This window comes from Shewanella sp. 1180_01 (assembly GCF_052850535.1).
In genome coordinates this window covers 33,615-57,445 of record NZ_VXCT01000019.1, presented here as the reverse complement: position 1 = coordinate 57,445, position 23,831 = coordinate 33,615, and the positions used below count along the sequence as shown (strand labels likewise).

Sequence of the window (23,831 nt, the reverse complement as noted above, 5' to 3'; positions counted from 1 at the left end):
GGTTAATTCCACAGAAGCAGCAATAGTGTTGAATCTTATAAATCAAACACATAGAATTGTTTTACTGTCACCATGCCGAGTTGCACATGCTAAAGTTAATCCAGTCCAATCAGATGGAAGTGCTCTGCGCCCATTTAGCCGCTTACCTGACCCAGCCCCTTGCTTTTGCACGTCTACTGAGTAACGAGCATATTCTGGTGCAGAGTCCTGGCATGTCGACTTGGCTGCGCCTCGAAATCGCCAAACAAAATGGGATTGCCGCCGCATTGGAATTCCCGCTGCCATCGAGCTTTACCTGGCAGTTGTGCCATGACTTATTGCCCGATGTGCCCAAAGACAACGCCTTCACTAAAGCGGCGATGACGTGGAAGCTGATGCAACTCTTGCCGCGCATGTTACAAGATGACGCCTTTGGGCCATTGAGACACTATCTAGGTAATACCCTAGAAAGTACGTCCACCACAAATACCGCCAACACGAGTGAACAACTCAACACCAGTGATATGACCGCTGACGACATTAAGCTGTACCAACTCTGTGGCCGTATCGCCGACATCTTCGACCAATACTTAGTGTATCGCCCCGATTGGATTTTAGCGTGGGAGCAAAACGAGCATCCCGAATCACTTACCAAGCCGCTGAATGAAGACCAACGCTGGCAACCTATTTTATGGCGCGCGCTCATTGCCTTTAACCGTGATGAGCTTAATCAAAGCCATTACCACAGGGCCAATCTACACAGCGACTTGATTGCCGCGCTGAATAATCCCGACACGTCACTCGCCCAATTGCCACAACGCTTATTTGTGTTTGGCATTTCCTCAATGGCGCCGCAAACCCTTGAGGTGCTGTACCATCTGGCAGGCCGCATCGATGTGATCGTGCTGGGTTTAAGCCCTTGTCAGCACTATTGGGGGGATATTGTTGATCCCCGTAATCGTGCCCGCATGGCGGTGCAATATGCGGGTAAACGCCAATTAGCCGAACTGTGGGAAGATAAACTCGAAGTGGGCAATCCGCTGCTTGCCAATAACGGCAAGATGGGCCGTGAATTACTCGATATGCTGCTTGAGCTTCCCGCCGAACACTGCGACTTTGGCGACGATGTGTATTGTGAGCCCTGCGACGATCCCAACGATCCACACAGTCATGCCAGCATGCTCCACGGGGTGCAATACGATATTTTAGAGATGCAAACCTTAGACAGAGTACTAGGGCCTGATGCCGAGCTGTATCAAAATGTCGAGAACAGACGCCTGCTTAAGCGCGACGATGAATCCATTCGAGTAAAGAGTTGTCACAGCCCATTGCGGGAAGTCGAAACCCTGCACGATCACTTGCTTGAGTTACTCAGCAATGATGTCGACCTGACACCCAAAGACATAGTGGTCATGATGCCCGATGTCGCCGCCTACGCGCCCTACATCGATGCCGTCTTCTCGGCGAAGCAAGGCCTGCATTACATTCCCTACGCCATTGCCGACCGCGGCGCGGCGCAGGAATCACCGCTCATCAATAGCTTTTTGAATTTACTTGGGATTAATCAAAGTCGTTTTGGTCTGACCGACATTTTGAGCATACTCGAAGTGCCCGCCATTTTGCGCCGTTTCCAGCTCGATGACGATGAATTGCAACTTATCCGCCGCTGGTTAGATGAAGCGGGCGTGCGCTGGGGCCGCGATGAGCAAAGCCGCCTAAAACAAGGTGTGCCAGCGTTTGAGCAAAACTCCTGGGCCTTTGGTATTAAAAGGCTGATTTTAGGTTACGCCTTGAGTGACGATGCTCCGCTGTACCAAGACCATCTGATCGTGACTGGCATCGAAGGCCAATCGGCGCAGGCGTTAGGTAAGTTACTCAATTTTATTGAAGTACTCGATGAAACGGCGCAAATACTCGCCCTGCCGCAAGTGGGCGCCCTGCGTTTGGCTGAATTAACTGAGCTGCTGGATGCTTTTTACGACACAGATGAAGACGAGCGCGAACAATTGCAGGAAATCCGCGATGCCATTGCCGCCCTAGAGCAAGAGTTACTATCGGCGGGTAAGCCATTAGATACAAACTCGTTAGATACAAGTATGTTCGTGACACTAGCCCAACAGAACATAAGCGGACTGAGCCTCAGTATCGAAGTGCTGCAGCAATGGTTTAATCAACGCTTAACCGAATCTCGGGTCGGCCAGCGTTATCTTGCGGGAAGCGTGAACTTTTGTACCTTGATGCCGATGCGCTCGATCCCCTTTAAGATCGTGTGTTTACTCGGCATGAACGATGGGGTTTATCCTAGGGTTCAACATCCCGTCGGCTTTGATTTAATGGCACACTTTGGTGCCCGTAAAGGCGATCGTTCCCGCCGCCTCGATGACAGATATTTGTTTTTAGAAGCCTTATTGTCGGCGCGCGAGCAACTGTATATCAGCTATATCGGTCGCAGCGAACGGGATAACTCTGAGCGTATCGCCTCTATGCTCGTCTCTGAACTAATTGAATATTGTCAGCTGTGCTATTTGCCTGAAACGCTATTGGCTCAATCGCAAAACGCTTCAAGCTCCATAGACCCAGAAGATGCTGAAAAAGCCCTCTATAACGCGATTGTCAGCCACCAGCCGCTGCAACCCTTCGATCCTAAGTTGTATCAAGCCGCAGTAAAAAGTGATGACGAAAATAGCTCAAACATAGATGGCTCAAGCATAAGTAAAAATGAGTCAGGCATAGGCCAAAGTTATAGCCAGCAATGGTGTCCGCCCAATGCCGACGCTGCGGGCACACATGCTGGCCGCTTTATCGGCGCGCAAACTCGCATCATGCTGGAAGCAGATGAGCCAGACTCCATCCTGCAGGCCGATGCACAGCCCGATCCTCTGCACGCAACGCAAAGCAAGCAAGTTGATGTGTCTGCCCTGATCCGTTTCTTTCGAAATCCGGCGCAGTACTTCTTCAACCGAACGCTTAAAGTCGACCTTAGTCTTAATATTCAGGCCGATGATAATGACGAGCCCTTTAGCTTAAATGCTCTAGAGCGCTATATGTTGCAGGCCCAGTTACTCGACGATGCCATAGGCCAAGGTCTGACTGAGCCCGATATCGAGCTGATTAAACGCCTCAAAGCTAGCGGCAGTTTGCCGATGCAGCCCTTCGATGATTTGCTGCTACGCCAATATCAGCAAGATATTAAGCCTTTGATTGGCAGAACCTTGTTCCTCAAGGGAGAACAAACCGGCAGTCATGCGGATATTAAACTCCTATTTGACTTACCCATCACGGCGGGTAAATCCCAGCAAGTGTTACTGCAAGGCCGTATTGATGACATCAGCCCTAAGGGATTAGTGAATTACCGTCCCGGTAGCGCCCACGGCCGCGATGTGCTGAGGTTATACCTTCGCCACCTGTGTTTAATGGCAATGGGCCACACACATGCAAGCTATCTACTCGACATGGGGCATTTCCACGCCTTAGCGCCAATTACTGCTGAGCGCGCCCATGCGTTACTGGCCGATTTGCTGGTGCTGTTTTATCAAGGTCAGCAATATCCACTGTGTTTTATGCCGCGCACCTCACTAGCCTACGTCAGCAGCGAGGGTGGGCACGATGAGCGTTTGCAGCAAGCGTTACCTGAATGGCTGGATGAGCAGAGTCAATTAGGCGAAGGGAACGAACCCCATTACCAACGCTTATTCAGTTTTCCGCGGGATTTCTCTGAGGATAGCTTTGGCGCATTAGCCGAGCGCATCTATCGCCCTATGGTGAGTTTATATCTCAAAGATACCTTGGCTCAGCTTGAAGAATTTGCGCTAAATGATGGCATGAGCCAAGGCCAGACTCCCGCTGTACAAGCGACTGAAACGCAAGCGACTGAAACACGAGCGACTGCAGCACATTTGAACCGCGATAGCGCACAGGGAGAGCAATCATGAGTGATCACAAGCAGTTAAACGCAGCGGCGTTACATTCAGCGGCGCAGGCGCTTGATCCACTCACATTGCCCTTTGGTGGTAGTCGTCTGATTGAGGCCAGCGCTGGCACAGGTAAAACCTACACCATTTCAGGTCTTTATTTACGCTTATTGCTTGGCGATGGCATAGCAGCGCCGCTCACCTGCGAGCAAATTCTCGTGGTTACCTTCACCAATGCGGCCACCGAAGAGCTAAGGGATCGTATTCGTCGGCGTATTCAAGTCGCCTTTAAGTGCTTCTTAGGGCTAACGATTGCCGATCCCTTTGTGCAGGCGTTGTATGACAACACCCCAGAGAGTGATCGCGCCATTGCCCTAAGGCGATTCGATCTCGCCCTTAAATCCCTCGACGAAGCGGCAATTTTTACCATCCACGGTTTCTGTCAGCGAATTTTATCGGATCTCGCCTTTGAGTCCTCCCTGCTGTTCGAATCGGACTTCACCTTAGACGACAGCGAGTTTTTGCACCATGCCGTGCGGGATTTTTGGCGTGAGGCCTGTTATCCGCTGCCCGATTACTTAGCGCAAATCATTGCTAAGGAATTTGGCGAGCCCGATGGTTTGGTCAAACAATTGCGGCCGCTCCTTGGCGCCAGTCAAGCAAAGCCTCTGAAACCCGCGCTTAAGTTTGATGCCTTAGCCCTGTCACTGCGCCAAAGTTTAGAGCGCTTTAAATTAGCTTGGCCGCGGGGGCGCGATGGCTTATTGGCATTGCTACAAGGTTTGCCACTGAATGGCACCCGCTTTGGCAAAGCAACGGATAAGTACCCCAAGCTCGCCGCCATGTTCGATGCACTGGATAACTGGCTCGCCTTCGGTCATGGGTTGCCGCCACTGAAAGAGTTAGAAGCCTTGTCCTTGTCTGAGTTAAAGCTCAACAAGGGCGGCGTGATCCCAAGCGTGAGCGAAGCGCCGCTGATGGATCATATGGAGCAGCTCGCTACATTGATTGCCGCCATTAAACCAGCGTTTTTGTATAGTGCGAAACTTGGTATAAGCGAGCGATTTGCCCAGCAAAAGCAGCAAAAAAACGTACTGACTCCCGATGACTTGCTCACAACCTTAGCAAGCGCGCTACATGCCAATAATGAAACCTTGCCCAAAGCCGTGGCGACACGTTTCCCCGTCGCGCTTATCGATGAATTCCAAGATACCGATCCGCTGCAATTTGCGATCTTCTCTGGCATCTACCAAGGCCGCTACTCGTTTGAGCAGCAAGGTGTAGATACTACAGAGAACAAGCTCAGCCTGTTGATGATTGGCGATCCTAAACAGGCCATTTATGCCTTTCGCGGCGCCGATATCCATACCTATATTGAGGCCCGTCATCATACGCAGGCCCACTATCATCTAGATACCAACTACCGCTCAAGTGCAAACATGGTCGCTGGGGTTAACCATCTCTTTAGCCAGCATCACGATCCTTTTATCAGTCAGTCGATCCCCTTTGATAGCGTGAAAACGCCCAGTAGTGCCAAGGGGAAAACCCTCACTGAAAAAACCGTCAATCCAGCTGCCTTAAGATTAAGACTCTTAAGCGAAAGCGCAGAAAACGGCCTCAACAAAACCACCGCCAGACACTTGCTCGCCGAAGATGCAGCGGCGGAGATCACCCGTTTACTGACAGATGCGGCCAATGGCGCGTGCCACAGCCCGAAAGGGCCTTTGATCACTAAAGACATCGCTATCTTAGTGCGGGATCGCAACGAAGCCGCGGTGATGAAAACCGCATTGAGTAAACGCCACATAGGCGCAGTGTTTTTAAGTCGTGACAGTGTATTCGATACCCTTGAAGCGCGGGAAATGGCGTTAATTTTGCGATCTCTGGCGAATCCTAAGGATGAACGGGCATTGCGCAGCGCGCTAGCTACAGCATTATTGGGCTACAGCGCCGAGCAAATTCATGCCTTCAACCAAGATGAAGAGCACAGACAGCTGTTATTAGAGCAGTTTTTTAACTTGCACCAAGTGTGGCAAAAACGCGGCATCATGCCCACGCTATTAAGCCTTGCCAATAGCACTAAGCTGATTGACCGTTTACTGCACTCCGCTAGTACGCAAACCGATGCACAGGAGCAAGATGCCACCAACGGCGAGCGCCGTTTGACAGATTTTCGTCACCTTGCCGAGCTATTACAGCAAAAGGCCACCGAGCTTGATGGTATTAGCGCCCTGCTCAATTGGTATGAACAACAACTGATTGATAACACGGGCACCGATGAACAGCAGCTGCGCCTTGAAAGCGAGCAGAATCTAGTGCAGATCGTTACTATCCATAAGAGTAAGGGCCTTGAGTATCCCGTGTGCTTTGTGCCCTTTGTCAGCCTAGCCCGCGACAATCGCCGTCGCCCGACGCCTATGCTGTACCACAGAACCAACGATGCAGGTGAGCAAGAGCTAGTATGGGATATCGAAGGCACGGATGAGGGTTGGGATCGCGCCAAACAAGAAACCTTGGCCGAAGACTTGCGCTTACTATATGTGGCGCTCACTCGGCCTGTGTATTTGTGTTACTTGTATATCGCCAATCACAGTCGTCAGCTTAAAAATGGCCTTAAAAGTCAGCTGCATGAAACCGCCATCGGCTATCTGCTCGGCATAGGCGACTCAGAATGTGACTTTGCCCGTATCTGCAATGCAGCGCAGCAGCTCGCACAAGATGTGGAAGCCATAAGTATTGATAAGGTGCCCGATGACATAGACGAGCAGCCATTGCCCTCAAGCCAAGACATAGCACAAATACTGAGCGCGAAAACCTTAACCCGCCAATACAGCACGCCGTGGCGAGTCGGCAGTTATTCAGGCCTAGTTAAAAATACCAGCCATGGTAAAGCCGCTCCTGGCGCCGATGATGAAGCATTAGGCACACTTGAATATATGGCTGCGCAAACACTCTCTATTCCTGATGAGCCAAGTCATGAGCTGCAGGATGGCATGCTCAATCGCTTTAACTTTGAGCGCGGTGCTAACGCCGGTAGTTTTATGCATTTAGTGCTAGAAGAGATTGATTTTACGCAGGCAGACAGAGACTTACCGCTGCAACTGCCTAAAGCCATGCTGAAATACGGTATCGCGCCCGAGTGGCAAACGGTATTGCACACTTGGTATCTGGATGTGCTACATGCGCCGCTTGGGCTCATGCCAACGACAATGCCTTCAACATCGGCCTTAGAGAATAATTCCAAGACGGCCAAACCTGAGCATCCTGATTTGTGCTTAGCCAAGTTATCGCCGCAGGATACCTTAGTCGAAATGGAGTTTTATTTACCCCTAAGCGAGCTTAAGGATACTGAGCTCAATGCGCTACTGCAGCAGTTTGGCTATGAGTCGACACTTAAGTTTGATGATCTCAAGGGCATGCTCAAAGGCTTTATCGACTTAACCTTTGAATACCAAGGAAAATATTACATCGCCGACTATAAGTCGAATCATTTAGGCGACAACATCAATGCCTATCATCAGAGCGCGCTGCAAAGTGCAATAACCGATCACAGGTATGATTTGCAGTACATCCTCTACTCATTGGCACTACACAGATATTTGAGTTTACGCCTGCCAAGTTATGACTACGACAGCCATATCGGCGGTTGTTATTACTTGTTCTTACGGGGAATGTCGGCTCAGTATCCCGGCTACGGTATTTACTACGACAAGCCGCCGAAGGCACTTATTCTCGCGCTGGATTCACTTTTTAATGACAATTTATTTCACAGCAGATTAGCTCGTGCAATCGATACAGGAGTCACGGCATGATGCGCTCAACCCAAAGGCTAAATGCACATTCACTCTCAGCCGCGAAATGGATAGACCATGGCGCAATCCAGCTTAGCGCGCCGCTACCAGAGCTGTTGAAACTGTGGGAGCAGGAACGACTGCTCACGCCACTCGATCGGCATTTCGCACTCGAGATGAGTCTCTTACATCCATGCGACAGCCAACAACCCTTGTTTATTTTGCTATGTGCGCTGTTGAGCCAGCAATTATCTTCACAGCACAGCTGCCTAGTGCTCGCCCATATCGTGCCGCTTAATCCTATGGCCGAGCAAAATAGCCACTGTAAAATAGCCTTAAGCCTAGAAGCGCTCACAGAGACTTTACAAAGCTTTGATGCCGTTGGCCAAGCGGGCAGTAACAAACCACTTATTTTTGATAATGGCAGACTCTATCTACAACGTTATCATCAATTTGAAACCTCAGTGGCCGCTTCTTTAATCCGCCTATCAGGCAGCGTATCTAAGCACTCTGAAGACGCAAGCCACCAAGAGCATACTCAAACCGCTAAATTGAGGTCACTGTTAGATCAACTGTTCCCTGCCTATGTGAGCGATCCCCATTCACTCACACGCAATGCACTGACTAACAGTGAAGACGCAGCAACCATTGATTGGCAAAAGGTCGCCACGGCCACTGCGCTGGGTAAAAAACTGTCGGTGATCACTGGCGGCCCAGGCACAGGCAAAACCACCACTGTGACTAAACTTTTGTTATTGTTACAAATGGAATCACAACAGGAAATCCGTTTAGTCGCACCGACAGGAAAAGCGGCGGCTCGCTTAAGCGAATCAATCAAAGCCTCAAAAGCGCGTCTAGCGAAGGAACTCAGCGCCCATGCTGATGTTATTGATGAAGCTCGCAATAGAAATAACCAAGATTTTTTAACGGCATTGGGGCGTATTCCAGAAGAGGCATCAACCCTACACAGACTGCTCGGAGTGATCCCCAATTCGCCGCACTTTCGCCACCACCAAGGTAATCCGCTGCGGCTCGACTTATTGATCGTCGACGAAGCCTCTATGGTCGATTTGCCCATGATGTATAAATTGCTCAGCGCACTGCCCGAACACGCCAGTTTGATTTTACTTGGCGATCAGGACCAACTCGCCTCGGTTGAGGCTGGCGCTGTGCTCGCCGATATTTGTGCTGGCCTTAAAATGCCAGTAGCTCCCAATAACCTCGCGCAAAATAACATAGCGTCAAACAGCCCTGCTCTGTGGCAAATGCGCTATTCCAAGGAGCAAGCCGAGCGCCTGAGCGCTCTAACGGGTTTTGAGTTGACACCCTTTATCAGCGATAGCCCTAAACTTGGCGATAGCTTGTGTATGCTGATGCACAGCCACAGATTTAAAGGTGATGCGGGGATTGGGCTGCTTGCTAGCGCCGTCAATCGCGCGGATCTTCAAGGCATATTGCAAGTATGGCAACAGGGCCTTGCTGAATTGAACTGGTTAGAACACAGTATGGTCATAAGCCAAACCCAAGCCAAAGTGAGCGAGCCGGGTAATAATGTGGGACTCAATTTACTGCTAGAGCAAGCCTGCCAGCAGTATGGCGTTTATCTCAGCGCCTTGAATAGCGATGAAAGTAACAATGATGCAAGTAATAGTGATCTAGGCACACGTCCAAGCACGGCTGACATCATAGAAAGCTTTAACCAGTACCGCATTTTATGCGCCATGCGCTCGGGCGATTATGGGGTCGAAGGCATCAATCAATTTGTGACTCAGGCACTGGCCAATGCCAAGCTGATTAAACCGCTGCAGGAGTTTTATCTGGGTCGGCCGATTATCATCCAAAGCAATGACTATAACTTAGGCCTGTTTAACGGTGATATCGGATTGATTTTGCAGGATGAAGATAAACCCGAACGCTTAATGGCGCACTTTATCAAGGCCGATGGCAGCCTGTTAAAAGTCTTGCCAGCCCGTTTGCCCAGCCATGAAACCTGTTACGCCATGACAGTACACAAAAGCCAAGGCAGCGAATTTAGCCGTGTGGCCTTAGTGCTGCCACCTAACCCCAGCCTAGCGCAGTGGCAACTGCTGACCAAAGAGTTAATCTACACCGCCATCACCCGCGCTAAAGTGCATTTTACCTGCTTAGGCACCCAACACGTATTCGAGCGGGCCAGTAGCCAAGCAACCCAACGCGCATCGGGTCTTGCAGACAGGCTTTGGGGTTAAGTTAAGTTAGGTTCGTTTAGCTCAAGACTAAGCTATAACGGAAGGAGGTTTTGGTAAACCCTATGCTTTCATAGTATTGCTGAGTGGCGATGCGCTGGGTCGATGTGGTGAGTTCGAGTAACTGACAGGCTTCTTGTCTTCCGCGCGCTTTAGCAAAATCGATCAGCTGAGTGCCTATGCCCTGACCCCGCATATCGGCATTCACCACAATCGCCGTTATACGACAAATACGACTCAAGGCGGGGAAATAATCAAAGAACATTAAGGCCATCACAGCGACAACTTGCGGCTCACCCTGTGCATTGGGTTGCTCACATACTAATAGCTCATCACTGCGGGACTGGGGATTATCTTGGTACTCGGTTAATGTCTGGGCTAACGCGGCGACAGGCAAAGCATAACCTAGCTGCTCAAGTAGCAACTGAATACTCTCTGCATCGTGTAACTGAGCTAACCGAATGTTTTTATTCGTCATACTGATTTCTCCTCATGATTCACCAAAACGCTTTACGATGACATCTGACCATAGTCGTTCAATGCAACAATGCCATGCTGAAATGCATCCCGAATGCCGTTACACTCACTGTCGTGTCATTTGGTCACTGATAATTTGTATCACTGCTAATTTTTTTCGCGGCTATTCATCGCGGCTAATAGTGATTCCACAGTTGCAAAACATTGGCAGCTAACCCCACAAAAATCAAAATAAAATTCACCAAATGCACAAGCCCTTATTTGCAGTGCGATTAAATGCGTTAAAATTCACCACTTAATAGCTGTCAGTCAGCAAAACCTTGCACTCATGGGGACAAGAAAACTAAGATGACAGCGGTTGTACTATAGGATGATGTTCGTATTGCCACAGGCCGATATCATCCGATTTTGCTCACTTTGAGGAATCACAATGTCTAAGATCAATCTGCTTTTGCTGTGCGGCGGCGGAAGTGCCGAACACGATATTTCATTAATGTCGGCCAACTATTTTGAAACCTCACTGGCAAAATCTGAGCAGTTTTCCGTGTTGCGAGTCGAGCTGGATAAATTCGGCCAGTACCGCACTGCCGCTGGTGACGACTGTGAGCTGACCAATAGCCGCGAGATTCGCTTCCGTGGTGAAAGCAAAACGCCATGGCCAGTCGATTACGTCATTCCTTGCATTCATGGCTATCCCGGCGAGACTGGCGACATTCAATCCTATTTTAATCTGATCCAACTGCCCTATTTTGGCTGTGAATCCGAAGCGAGCAGTAACTGCTTCAATAAGATCACCGCTAAAATGTGGTTCTCGGCCTTAGGTATTCCTAATACGCCATATATTTTCCTGAATCAGTTCGATGATGCGGCGATTGAGCAAACCCAAGCGGCATTGGCACAATGGGGATCGATCTTCGTTAAAGCAGCATCACAGGGTTCCTCTGTTGGTTGTTACAAAGTGGATGACAGCGATAAAGTTGCAGGCGTGCTTAAGGATGCTTTTGGCTATGCACCCTATGTGATCGTTGAAAAAACCATTAAAGCCCGCGAGTTAGAAGTAGCTGTCTACGAGTACAATGGAGAAGTGGTGGCGACAGTGCCTGGTGAAATCATCTGTGATACCAACACCTTCTACACCTTCGATGAGAAATACGCCAAAAACAGTAAAGCGCGCACCGATGTGGTCGCGCAGCATGTTTCAGCAGAGATCAGCGAACAGATCCGCGCCTATGCAATCAAGGCATTTAAAGGAATGAAGCTGCGTCACTTATCGCGCATCGACTTTTTCTTAACCGCGGACAATGAAATTCTATTGAATGAAATCAATACCTTCCCTGGTTCTACGCCGATTTCTATGTTCCCTAAAATGCTGCAAAATCACGGCCATGACTTTACTGAATACTTGAGCCTAGTGATTAACGGTCAGCTAACCGCTAAATCTTAGGTCTGCCACCTGACTCAATGTGAACGCAGATACTGTGTGCAGCACCCGTTTTCAGTAATAAAAAGAGCGCCTTGGCGCTCTTTTTGTTTTTATATTTCAATTGGTTATATTTAACTCTTGATTCTAACCTTACATCTAAGCCCGATATCTAAATCAGACTGTCGCTGATTAAGCCGCCCTCACATCTAGGTCAAACATCAAGGTCCAACGTTAAAACCCTAATGCAGTTCAGCTTGCTTTGCCAACAGCGCAAAGAAGGCAGCTTTAGGCATAGGTTTATAGAAAAGGTAGCCTTGAATCTCTTGAATATGATTCGACATCACAAACTTAAGTTGGGACTCAGTTTCCACCCCTTCTGCCGTCACGGTTAAATCTAACGCATGGCTTAACCGCACTATGGCCTCCACCAACGCTTCGTGGCGCTTGCCTTCATCTAATCGGTCGATAAAGCTCTTATCAATCTTAATTTGATCGATAGGGAAATTCGCTAAATAGGACAAGGACGAGTAGCCAGTACCAAAGTCATCCAAGGAAATTTTGATCCCCTTAATCCGCAGACCATTAAGCACATCAATAAGATGTGTATGTTGCTTCATCAGCAAAGACTCAGTGATCTCAAGGGTTAACCTGTCATAGGGGAAATCTGTCACCTCAAGTTGCTCGGTAATCGCGGCAAAGGAATCCACAAAGGCATCTTGCAGTTCATGGGACCAAAACTCAAAGGTCGACACATTCACCGATAAGTTAATCGGCCAATTATGAGCCTGCATTTCTAAGATGGTTTGCATCGCGCCAAGGCGCACATCTCGACCAATATCAACGATTAAGCCGCTGTTCTCCGCAATGGGAATAAACTCATCGGGGGGAATGAATTGCCCTTCATGCTGCCAGCGCAGCAGCACTTCGGCGCGAACAATCAAACCTGTGGTCGCATTCACTATGGGCTGGTAATAAAGCTCAAAAGTCTGTTGATCCAGTGCCTGCTTGAGTTGATTATGAAGGCTGGCAATGCGCTCGGCATTAAGCTGCATTTGCTCAGTAAAAAAATGATAACGATTACGACCATTAGCCTTAGAAATATACATGGCCTGATCGGCGCAATTTAACAGCTGCTCGAGATCGAGGGCATCTTCAGGAAAACGCGCAATTCCAATGCTTACCGAGCTATAAACGCCTTTACCATCGGCAAGCACATAACGTTTAGCAACATGCTTATTAATTGTTTCAGCAAGTTGCGCCAACTCTTTCTGATTGACTATCCCAGGTAACAGTAAGGCAAACTCATCACCGCCGAGGCGCGCAAACACCATAGTGTCATTGAGGCACTCGCAAATCTGCCGCACCACTTGCACTAATAACGCATCACCTTTGTCGTGGCCATGGGTGTCGTTAACTTGTTTAAAGTTATCTAAATCCATCAGCATAAAACTAAAACCGGGCGTCAGACTGTCGGAGGTAATTAAAGATTGGATCTGTTTAAACAAGGCATTACGGTTAGCAAGCCCAGTAAGCGAGTCATTATTGGCCTGATACTTAATCAGCTGCGCCGCTTTTTTACGTTCGCTAATATCAGAAAATAACCACGCAAAACATGGTTGTAATCCATTGGGCTCTCGAAACGTGGTGACGATAAGATCTAGATAAAACTCCTCGCCATTGCCCCTTAAGCCAACCAATTCCCCCTGCCACATTTTATCCTGCGCTAAATGCTCAAATAGGCCGACTAACTCATTCGATTGAGACGCAGATAAAAACATCTTTGGGTTAAAGTTTTCGATATCAATATCTTGCGGAAGAACGATGTGTTTAAAAGCGGGGTTAGCATAGAGAACGGAATCATCGGAATTGGAGATAACCAGAGCTAAAGGTAAGCGGTCAAAAATTTTCACTGCTAAACGCTGAAACTCCATTGCTCGACTGCGTTCAATGGCCAAACTGGCTAATCGTGCAGCCTCTGAAATCAGCTCCAAATCAAGCTCTATTGGGGACTTTATCGTATCGTAGTACATGGCAAATGTGCCGAGCACTTTGCCTTGAGTATCTTTGATAGGTTCAGACCAACAAGATTTAAGACCGGCGCGCAGTGGCAGTTCTTTATAATTTTCCCAATAAGGATGTGTAGCGATATCTTCAACGATAACCCGCTTTGCTAAATACGCCGCTGTTCCGCAGGAGCCAACATTTGGGCCAATCTCGACCCCATTAATCGCTTGGTTGTAACTGTCGGGTAAATGGGGCGCAGCACCTAACAACAAACGTTTGCCGTCACCGCTGAGCAGTAATACAGACCCTCGAGTGCCTATCTTTTGCGCTTCGATTTTTAGCACTAAGGCGTGCAAGATTTCATGTAGCGGTGCGCCATTAAGCAGCATAGAGAGAATACTGCTATAGCAAGCTATGCTGACATTGTGGGCGAGTTTAACGTCAGCATGGTCAAGCAGATCTGGAAGATTAACGCCGGACGCCATAATTCCCTTAGAAAAAAGTTGCAATATAAATACACATTCACAATGTTAAAATATTTATAACTTATAGGAAATTCTAGGCACTAATGTTAACTAAGTAAACCCTGTATCAATTCAATAAAGGGCTTACTTTAGTCTTAACTGCAGGGCTTTATTCTTGAATACGTTCAAGTTTTGCAAGGTAAAAACCATCAAATCCGCTATCGGCTGGGCTGATACTTTCATCCTCAATCAGGCGGAAATTAGGATTCTCGGCTAAAAACGCATCGACTTGACCGCGGTTCTCGCAGGGGAAGATTGAACAGGTCGCATAAACCACTATGCCACCAACCTTCACCATGCGGCTGTAGCTGGTTAAAATGTGCTTTTGAAGCTCCATTAACACAGGTAAACGCTCAACAGTATCGCGCCATTTTGCATCTGGATTACGCTTTAATACGCCCAAACCTGAGCATGGCACATCGAGTAATACCCGATCGGCACTGAGCTTTAAGCGTTTAATGGTTTTACTGCTGGCAATCACACGGGTTTCGACATTGTGCGCCCCATTGCGACGGGCACGCTCTTTGAGTTTGTCGAGTTTCCATTGCTCCACATCCATGGCCAACAAGCGCCCTTTGCCCTGCATTTGCGCGGCTATGTGTAAGGTTTTGCCACCCGCGCCTGCGCAAGCATCGATGACTTTCATGCCTGGCTTGGCATCAAGCGCCGCCGCCACGCGCTGAGAGCCCGCATCTTGCTGCTCGAATAAGCCATCTTTAAAGCTTTGGGTACGGAACAAGGCAGAATCGGAGGTCACTTCAAGGGCAGAGTCGACCCCATCAACGCTCAGCGTGCTCACAAACTCAGCGGCAAGCTTAGCGGCCAATTCATCACGCGTCACTTTAAGGCTGTTAGCGCGTAAAAAACGCTTCGGCGCTGTGCTTAACGCGGCGCGCTCTTTTTCCCAAGACTCGCCTAATTGCTCACGGCCCATCGCATCTAGCCACTCAGGGCAACCGTCCCACAGTACTGGCTTAGTTTTCGCCTGCTCAGTGCGCTCAGCTAAACGCGCCTCATCGACTTGCAGCGAATATTGCATTTTAGGCAGTTCAAGCCCATGGAATAAATGCCACGCATTTAGCAATTTAGAGCCAAAACGCTCCATCTCATCTGGACTGATTTCCGCCAGATAACAATATAAATTTAAGCGACGTAGGATATCACCCGTCGTTAGTGCGATACGCGCCTGTTCGGCGGGTACCAATTGCAACCCAGAAAAATGCTGAGAATAGGCCCGATCTAAGGGTTTTCCTTGGCTCAGCACCATAGTTAAGATACTGATCACTAATTCGTTCGAGCTGGCAGAAAGCGGAGAATTCAACATTTAAAAGGTCACCATGAATGATAAAACCGGAGGATCATAGGAGGTCAGGCCCTAATACGCAAGCACGCTGGCGCTGAGTTAAGGTTAAAGCCATAAAAAAAGCGATCCAAAGGGATCGCTTTTAAGTGTCAGCCAGTTAACCCGTTACATTTTTGAGCCTTTAGAGCCATAGAACAAGATAAAGCCATAACAAATAACAGGCAGAATAAAGGCGAGTTGCACGCCAAGGTTATCCGCTAACATGCCTTGGAATAAAGGTAGAATCGCACCACCCACAATTGCCAGACATAGAATGCCACTGCCCTGTGAAGTGTGTGGACCTAAATCACGCAGCGCTAAGCTGAAGATCGTTGGGAACATAATCGAGTTAAATAACCCCACCCCAAGAATTGCCCACATGGCAATGCTGCCACTGGTTGTCATCGCCACAACCACAAGTAGCGCCGCCATAAAGGCATTAAACGCAAGCACTGAGCCAGCCGGCACTTTTTGCATTACCACAGAGCCAATGAAACGTCCCACCATAGCGCCGCCCCAGTAATAGGCGATGTAATGGGCGGCTTCAGCTTCTGGCATACCGGCAATATGGCTTTCACCTAAGAAACTGACCAAGAAGCTACCGATAGACACTTCGGCACCGACATACACAAAAATACCCACAGCGCCGAGCACTAAGTGCTTGCTTTGCAAGGCACTGGTTTTACCTAGATGGGTTTGTACTTCACCTTGAACACTTTCATCATGCTCACGGATCACTGGTAAATCTAACTTCGCAAAAATCAGCGCTAAGATAGCCAAGGCGCCAGAAAGTAACAGGTATGGCAGTTTAACCACTTCGGCTTCGGCGCTTGCGTGGGCTAAATCGCTTGATACCGAACTGGCGACAGAAAGAATTAACATTGCACCAAAGAATGGTGCGACTGTTGTACCTAATGCATTGAAAGCTTGCGTTAAATTTAAACGGCTCGAGGCAGTTTCGCTACTGCCTAAGGCGTTAACATAGGGGTTAGCTGCCACCTGTAGGATAGTGATACCCGATGCTAAAACGAATAACGCGCCAAGAAACAGATTATAGGTCGCTAGCGTGGCCGCTGGATAAAACAGCGCACAGCCAATACTCGCAATCACAAGACCAGTAACAATCCCCTTTTGATAACCCAGTTTTTTCACTAAGTTACCGGCGGGGATCGACACTAAGAAGTAAGCACCGAAGAAACAAAACTGGATCAACATGGCTTGAGTGTAATTCAGTGAAAACACCGCTTTAAGATGCGGGATCAGAATATCGTTCAAGCAAGTGATAAAACCCCACATAAAAAACAGTGAAGTTAATGAGATCAAGGCAAAACGATAACTGCCCGACCCATTTTCGCCAGTGCTGCTCGTGTAGCTATCGGTATTAATTGATGACGCCATAGTTATTCTCTCTGTATGTTTTTATTATCAGGAACTCAGTAAGGTTACATTCCCCAGTGTGCCCGTGGGCGGCTTTACGTCGAATAGTGGGCTTGGGTATATAACACCTCAGCCGAATAAAAATGAATCATTTTCAGTTTAAAACTGCATAAAAGCTGGCAAATGCCGAAAACTTCAGCTGATTGTTTTCTATTTGTGCGATTTTCAGGCCATGTCCCGTTAATATTTCACCCAATTTAAACTGTGATAAATCCAACTCAACATTGGTATCGCCTAAGTTGAATCCGACGAATATTTTGAGCTCGCCTAAGGTGCGGATAAAGGCCAAGATGGGCTCATTAGTATCCACAAATTGGATATCGCCTTCAACCAGCACTGGGTGTAATTTACGCCAAGCAAGAAAACGTCGATAACCGTTAAGCATGGAATCTGCATCTGATTCTTGTACATCCACCGCTAACGCTTGATGCGCAGGGGCGATCGGCAACCAGGGTGAAACCTCACTAAAACCGCTAAAATCGGCGCCTTGTTGCCATGGCATTGGCGTACGGCAACCATCACGACCTTTAAACATAGGCCAGAAGGTTTTGCCAAAGGGATCTTGCAACTCATGGTATTCAATCGGCGCTTCGGTTAAACCGAGTTCTTCACCTTGATAACTACACACACTACCGCGCAGTGAACTTAGCATGGCATTGAGCATTTTGACCATGTCTGAATTCTGCTTGCCCTGCCCCCAACGGCTCGCCACGCGCTGCACATCATGATTACCGATAGCCCAACAAGGCCAGCCATCACCAATGCTCGCTTCTAATGCCTCTACGGTTTGGCGAATATAAGCGGCGCTGTAATCGTCGGTCAGTAGCTCAAAACTGTAGGCCATGTGCAGGCGATCTTCACCCTTAGTGTACGCCGCCATCACAGCTAAAGAGTCTTCGGCAGACACTTCACCTAAGGTCACCGCACCAGGATAACGATTAATAAGCTTTCGTAAATCTTCAATAAACGCGATGGTTTGCGGACGGTCATTATTGTAGTAATGATATTGATAGGCGTAAGGGTTATCTTCACTGAAACCTCGGCCCTGACGTTTATCCTTAGGTTTTGCCGGATTGTCCCTGAGTTGTTCATCGTGATAACAGAAGGTAATCGCATCTAAGCGAAAGCCATCAACGCCTTTTTTAAGCCAGAATTCAACATTATCCAGCACAGCTTGGCGCACGTCAGGGTTATGGAAATTGATATCGGGCTGGCTACGCAGGAAGTTATGTAAATAGTATTGTTGTCTGCGCGGCTCCCATTCCCAAGCGCAACCACCAAAAATCGCGAGCCAGTTGTTAGGCGCTGTGCCGTCTTCCTTAGGATCGGCCCACACGTACCAATCCGCTTTGGGATTCGTACGGCTCTCGCGGCTTTCAACAAACCACGCATGCTGATCAGAGGTATGACTTAATACTTGGTCGATAATGACCTTAATGCCTAAGTCGTGGGCTTTTTCAATCAATTTATCGAAATCATGCATAGTGCCAAAAAGAGGGTCAACTTCGTGGTAGTCACTGATGTCGTAGCCAAAATCTGCCATGGGCGATTTGAAGAATGGTGAAATCCAGATGGCATCGACGTTGAGGCTCGCAATGTAGTTCAGCTTAGCGATAATGCCACGCAAATCACCAACGCCATCACCATTAGTATCTAAAAGGCTACGCGGATAAATTTGATAAATCACCGCGCCACGCCACCAAGTTAACTCACTCATTGTTGCCCCTTTATCGTTATTCTACAGCGATTTTTCCCTAACACACTCACGCAAACAGTTATCGTTTTGTTACTGCAGAGTAAAGGTATCGCGGCTTATTTTGTGTCACCGAGCATACGTGAAGAGGGAAATAAGGTTCAATACACCTGCATACGTATGCAGAAGACCTCTCCATAAATCACATTGAGATATAACTCGCTTTACCATTTACTAACAAACACTTAATTGCAAAATAAAATCATTTTACTCCATGAGATTTCCCCCAGTTAACGGCTATTCTTAACTCAACGAGGCATTGAATACGTATGCACTCTGTTGTTCCGCCAAGAAGCTCGGGAGTAGTATCTTCACCGTTGCATAACAATTTGGTCATAAACGCAGCACTTATGCAGTCAATTAAGCGCCCAGATACCAAAAAAAAAGGCCGCAAACATAACGCGGTGATAACGATAAACGCTCTACAAAGCGATAAAGCGACTCCAAGGGGAAGAGAGATATGATGCGATTTAAACCCAGTTTGCTAACCTTAGCGCTCATTGCCGCAGGTGCGAGTATGCACTCCTATGCGGCAGATGAAGCGGCGACAGATAAGACAGCTAAAGATGAAAATATTGAAGTGATTCAAGTCACTGGTATTCGTCGTAGCTTGCAAGAATCCCAATCACTTAAGATGTCATCTTCTTCTATCGTTGAAGCCATTTCAGCGGAAGACATAGGTAAATTACCTGATGTCAGTATTGCAGAATCTCTAGCACGATTACCTGGCGTATCGGCACAACGACTCGATGGTCGTGCCAACGTAATTTCTATCCGCGGTATGGGCCCTGACTTCACTACCGCCACATTAAATGGTCGCGAACAAGCCTCTGTAAACGATAACCGCAGTGTGGAATTCGACCAATATCCATCTGAGTTATTAAATCGCGTTGTGGTTTACAAGACACCCGATGCCTCTGTGATGGCGCAAGCCATCGGCGGTACGGTTGATATGCAAACAATCAGTCCTTTAGCCCACGGTGAACAAACGATTGCCGTTTCGCTACGCGGCGAAATGAACGATTTAGGTTCATTAAACAGCGGCTCAAGTGACACAGGCTACCGCGGCAGTATCTCTTATATTGACCAATTCGCCGATGACACTATTGGTGTCGCCATTGGTTATGCTCGCATGATGTCACCTAACCAAGAAGAACGTTGGCAAGCTTGGGGTTACCCAGATTTATATAAGCACATTGATAATGGCCAAGAGTTTTATAACGCCAATGCCGATTATAATGGTGTACCTGGCGAAGCAGCTGGATTTAAAGGTTTAGGTGGAGCCAAGCCCTTCGTTCGCTCAAGTGAATTAGAACGTGATGGTGTGCTCGCCGTATTTGAATATGCACCAAATACCACTTTCCACTCAACCTTAGACATTTACTACTCTAAATTTACCGATGATCAACGCCTACGAGGCATTGAAATCCCTGGTGCATGGGGTACTAATGGTGGACTAGTTTCTCCTACAGTGAGTGATGGATTAATGACAGCTGGTGCCATTAATGGCGCTGAAGTCGTTATCCGTAACGACGTGAACAAACGTGATGCGGATTCTCTTTCTATTGGCTGGAATAACAAATTCAACATCAATGATAACTGGAATGTTGAAGCCGATATCTCCATGTCTAGAGCTAACCGTACTGACATAGGTATGGAAAGTTACTCAGGAACTGGCCGCGGTACAGGTGTGGGTGCGGTTGACGATTTAGGCTTTGCTTACAACGGTAAAGGCGGTTATGTATTTGACCATAACCTCGATTATTCTGATAAAAACCTGATCAAACTTGGCGATCCACTCGGTTGGGGTAGCCCGCTAGGCGCTAACACTCAAGACGGCTTTATCAACAAACCTGAAATTGAGGATGAGCTAAAATCCTTCCGTTTAAGCGCTGAATATGTGCTCGATGGCGGTGCCGTTCGTAGCGTTGAGTTTGGTGTCAATCGTACTAATCGCGATAAAACCAAATTAGATAAAGGTTATTACCTGACACTCAAAGGTTATGACGGTTCTGCCAATTACACTATGGCAGTACCAGATCAATACTTACTTGCACCAACGTCACTCGACTTCTTTGGCATGGGCAATGTATTAAGTTACGACTCGTTGGCTTTCTACAATGACGGTAACTATACAGAAACTGACGTCGCTGATGTGGATCTTTCACGCGCTACTAACTCTTGGGCTGTACAGGAAAAAGTGACAACGGGCTATGTGATGGCCAACCTTGAATCAGAAGTGTTTGGTATTCCTTTGACTGGCAACGCAGGCTTACAAGCGGTTCATACCGATCAATCCTCTGACGGTACAGTGGCAACGGTTGAAAATGGCTTAGTGGTGTTAACACCGCGCACTGCGGGTGATTCCTATGTTGAATGGCTGCCAAGCGTTAACTTAAGTTTCGAAGTCGCCGATAGCCAAGTGGTTCGTTTAGCCGCAGCGCGCACGTTAACCCGTTCACGCATGGACAAAATGAATGCCAACCTAAACTACACTTATTCAGCTAACCCAAGTGGTGGCAACGTTAACTGGAGTGGTAACGCAGGTAATCCTGAGTTACGTCCATGGTTAGCCCGTCAATATGACTTAAGCTATGAAAACTATTTCAGCGACCAAGGTTATTTCTCGGTAGCAGTATTCTACAAAGATCTTGAAAACTTCGTTTACGATCAACATACAGACTTTGATTTCAGCACCCTATTCCCACAAGGGCCTACTGATAACCCGATTGGCGATGTCACCCAACCACAAAACGGTGAAGGTGGTTATGTTCAAGGTGTTGAAGCCTCTGTATCTGTCGACTTTGGTATGTTTGCCGATGTGTTAAGTGGCTTTGGTACTGTTATTAGTGGCTCGTATAACGACAGTGAAGTGAAGGAAACCCCGACCAGCAATCCAACAACCTTGCCAGGTCTGTCAGAAAAAACCTTAAACGCGACGATCTACTATGAAAACTCAGGCTTTGAAGCACGCATTAGCTCACGCTACCGCAGCGACTTCCTAGGTGAAGTCACAAAGATCAGCCTGCAACGCGAAAACGTGAACATCAAAGCGGAAACTGTGGTTGATGCACAAATCGGTTATGACTTTAGCGAAAGTGGTATTGAGTCCCTGTATGGTTTATCTGTTCAGTTCCAAGTGAACAACTTAACCAACGAGCCTTTCACCTCTTACACTAGCGATGATCAACGTTTAGTCCGTGATTACCAAAACTATGGCCGTAACTTTATGTTAGGCGCGAACTATAAGTTCTAATCCTGCACGGCTTAAAGCCTCTGTAACCTGTTACAGAGGCTTTTTTACTTTATCATTTCAAGCCACTAGGCTATTCATCTGCGTTAACTGATCACCACTAATTATAAAATAAAAGGCATATATCATGAATAAAATCAAAGATATCGTCATTGTCGGTGGCGGTTCTTCAGGTTGGATGACGGCGGCCATGTTGGCAAGATTGTTTAAATCAACACTGAATATCACCCTGATTGAATCTGAAGATATAGGCACAGTGGGCGTAGGTGAAGCCACCATTCCACCACTGCAAATATTCAATAACGTCCTTGGGATTTCCGAAGCCGATTTTATCAATGCCACCCAAGCAACGTTTAAATTGGGTATTCAATTCGAAAATTGGGGCAAACCAGATGAAGCCTATATGCATGCTTTTGGCAATATAGGTAAAGATATAGGTTTTACTCAATTTCATCATTACTGGCTCAGCACCTCCCCAACAGAGGTCAATTCGTTTTGGGATTATTCGGTTAATTACCAAGCGGCAAAACACAATAAATTTCAAGTACTCCAGCAGATCCCAAACTCTCCCCTTGCCGGCTTAACTCATGCTTATCATTTCGATGCAGCGCTCTATGCCCAATTTTTACGGCGTTTCAGTGAGCAACTGGGAGTAAAGCGTATCGAAGGCAAAATTACGGCGGTTGAACTCACGCCAAACGGCGATATTGAAAGTGTAATCTTAGGAACAGGACAAACCGTAAAAGCCGATTTCTTTATCGATTGCTCGGGCTTTGCCGCGCTACTGATAGAAAAAGCGCTCAAGGTTGGCTTCGATAGCTACCAACACTGGCTCCCCTGCGACAGCGCCTATGCCGTACCCTGCGAAAAAACGCCAGCAATAGTGCCTTATACACGTTCTATCGCCCATGATGCGGGTTGGCAATGGCGGATCCCGCTGCAGCACCGCACAGGCAATGGGTTAGTCTATTGCAGTCGCTATATCAGTGATGACGCCGCCAAACAGCTTTTACTCAGTAATTTAGATGGTAAGCCTTTGGCTGAACCTAAGAAAATCAATTTCACGACCGGACGACGAATCAAACAGTGGCATAAAAATTGTGTCGCCATCGGCCTTTCGAGTGGATTCTTAGAGCCTTTAGAATCCACCAGCTTGCATTTAGTCCAATCAGCGATTATTCGCTTAAGTAAACTCTTTCCACATCAAGGAATTGCACAAGCGAATGTCGATGAATTTAATCGCCAGTCCCAACTTGAATTTGAACAAATCCGCGATTTTATTATCTTGCACTATCATTTAAACCAAAGGGAAGATGCTCAGGAAAATGGGTTTTGGCATCAATGCCGAACCATGGTTCTGCCAGAGAGTTTGCAGCAAAAAATCGCCCTATTTCGTGCCACAGGCACAGTGTTTAGACATCAAGATGAACTTTTTACCGAAGCCGCATGGATACAAGTCATGTTGGGGCAAGGCATTAGGCCTCGAGATTTCAATCCATTAGCGGCAACCATTCAACCGCAAGCACTGAGTGAATTTCTGCTCAACATGCGCACCATTATTGATAATACCGTCACTAAGCTACCTACCCATGATCAGTATTTAGCGCACTTATCGACACATAAATAATAAATACGGCTTAAGAGTTACAACTGACGTTAAGAGTGTACTAACTCATCGATTTATAAATTGAATTTGCAGTTTAAATTTGAAT

The 23,831-nt window shown here is 47.6% G+C and carries 11 protein-coding genes; 6 read left to right on the top strand and 5 right to left on the bottom strand.

All coding sequences use genetic code 11. The features are described from left to right. The first annotated feature begins 86 nt into the window (after positions 1-86). Genes recC through recD form a run of 3 tightly spaced genes read left to right on the top strand, consistent with a single transcriptional unit; the run spans position 87 to position 9,909 of the window. Positions 87-3,911, top strand: coding sequence for an exodeoxyribonuclease V subunit gamma (recC, locus tag FW758_RS11890; RefSeq protein ID WP_446445492.1), 3,825 nt, complete (start codon positions 87-89; stop codon positions 3,909-3,911). Next, positions 3,908-7,702 (top strand): exodeoxyribonuclease V subunit beta, encoded by a 3,795-nt coding sequence (gene recB / locus FW758_RS11885; RefSeq protein ID WP_446445491.1) that lies wholly within the window; start codon positions 3,908-3,910, stop codon positions 7,700-7,702. The genes recC and recB overlap by 4 nt, the downstream gene beginning before the upstream one ends. Continuing rightward, positions 7,699-9,909 (top strand): exodeoxyribonuclease V subunit alpha, encoded by a 2,211-nt coding sequence (recD, locus tag FW758_RS11880; RefSeq protein ID WP_446445490.1) that lies wholly within the window; start codon positions 7,699-7,701, stop codon positions 9,907-9,909. Before recB ends, recD begins: the two co-directional genes overlap by 4 nt. A gap of 16 nt (positions 9,910-9,925) precedes the next feature. On the opposite strand, the gene FW758_RS11875 is transcribed toward recD, so the two are convergent. Continuing rightward, a complete protein-coding gene (locus FW758_RS11875) occupies positions 9,926-10,384 on the bottom strand; it encodes a GNAT family N-acetyltransferase (RefSeq protein WP_427614065.1) in 459 nt (152 codons plus the stop codon). A gap of 429 nt (positions 10,385-10,813) precedes the next feature. On the opposite strand from FW758_RS11875, the gene FW758_RS11870 reads away from it, so the two are divergent. Next, a complete protein-coding gene (locus FW758_RS11870) occupies positions 10,814-11,827 on the top strand; it encodes a D-alanine--D-alanine ligase (RefSeq protein ID WP_446445489.1) in 1,014 nt (337 codons plus the stop codon). A 218-nt stretch (positions 11,828-12,045) separates the two neighbouring features. Here the strand turns inward: FW758_RS11870 and FW758_RS11865 are convergent, their stop codons facing one another. The 4 genes from FW758_RS11865 to FW758_RS11850 all read right to left on the bottom strand — a co-directional run bounded on the left by FW758_RS11865 (position 12,046) and on the right by FW758_RS11850 (position 18,830). Next, complete coding sequence (locus tag FW758_RS11865) at positions 12,046-14,295, bottom strand: sensor domain-containing phosphodiesterase (RefSeq protein WP_446445488.1); 2,250 nt, start codon at positions 14,293-14,295, stop codon at positions 12,046-12,048. 148 nt (positions 14,296-14,443) lie between these two features. After that, entirely contained in the window at positions 14,444-15,658 is a 1,215-nt protein-coding gene (locus tag FW758_RS11860) for an RsmB/NOP family class I SAM-dependent RNA methyltransferase (RefSeq protein WP_446445487.1), read from the bottom strand. Positions 15,659-15,802: 144 nt separating this feature from the next. Further along, entirely contained in the window at positions 15,803-17,074 is a 1,272-nt protein-coding gene (locus tag FW758_RS11855) for a sugar MFS transporter (RefSeq protein WP_432370155.1), read from the bottom strand. 133 nt (positions 17,075-17,207) lie between these two features. Continuing rightward, on the bottom strand, positions 17,208-18,830 hold the full coding sequence (locus tag FW758_RS11850; RefSeq protein ID WP_446445486.1) for an alpha-glucosidase family protein: 1,623 nt from the start codon (positions 18,828-18,830) through the stop codon (positions 17,208-17,210). 496 nt (positions 18,831-19,326) lie between these two features. Between FW758_RS11850 and FW758_RS11845 the strand changes: the two genes are divergently transcribed. Both FW758_RS11845 and FW758_RS11840 read left to right on the top strand, forming a co-directional pair. Then, complete coding sequence (locus FW758_RS11845) at positions 19,327-22,122, top strand: TonB-dependent receptor (RefSeq protein WP_446445485.1); 2,796 nt, start codon at positions 19,327-19,329, stop codon at positions 22,120-22,122. Between the two features lie 124 nt (positions 22,123-22,246). Continuing rightward, on the top strand, positions 22,247-23,746 hold the full coding sequence (locus tag FW758_RS11840) for a tryptophan halogenase family protein (RefSeq protein WP_446445484.1): 1,500 nt from the start codon (positions 22,247-22,249) through the stop codon (positions 23,744-23,746). Positions 23,747-23,831 lie beyond the last annotated feature (85 nt).